Origin of the sequence: Methylobacterium variabile (assembly GCF_001043975.1) — a bacterium.
Taxonomy (GTDB): Bacteria; Pseudomonadota; Alphaproteobacteria; order Rhizobiales; family Beijerinckiaceae; genus Methylobacterium; species Methylobacterium variabile.
Genome location: NZ_LABY01000511.1, coordinates 1 through 548, shown reverse-complemented (window position 1 = coordinate 548; position 548 = coordinate 1). Strand labels below are relative to the sequence as shown.

General features: G+C 69.7%; 1 protein-coding gene. It reads left to right on the top strand.

Annotated elements, in window-relative coordinates:
- The coding region (locus tag VQ02_RS34230; RefSeq protein ID WP_048448743.1) for a GGDEF domain-containing protein at positions 1–548 on the top strand (548 nt) is incomplete at both ends.

The window sequence follows — 548 nt, the reverse complement described above, 5'->3', positions numbered from 1 at the left end:
GTCCGGCCTGTGCTGGGCCCTGGTCCTGGCCCTGGCCGCGCAGGCGGGCCACGCCTACAACCTCGCGGTCGGGCTGACCTTCTGCGGGATCAACGCGGGTTCGATGATCCAGAGCACGGCCGACCGGCGGACGACGCTCGCCTTCGTCCTGCCGAACAGCGTCATCTTCATCCTGATCCTGCTGACCGGGGAGACGGGGCAGTCGCAGATCATCGGCGTCAACCTGCTGCTCCTGACCTCCCTCATGGTGCGCGCGTCCAGGCGGGCCGAGCGGGACTACGTCAGGGCGGCGCGACTGCGCCATGAGGCCGCCCATCTGGCCGACTCCCTGAGGCAGGCCAACATCGCGGCCACCCAGGCGATGCAGCAGCTCGAGCACGCCGCCAGCCACGATCCCCTCACCGGCCTCGTCAACCGCGCGGTCTACCAGACACGTCTGGCAGAGCTGATGGCACGGGCCGGCAGCGGCGATGGCGAGGTGTCGGTCCTGCTGATCGACCTCGATGGCTTCAAGGGCATCAACGACACCTACGGGCACGCCGCCGGCG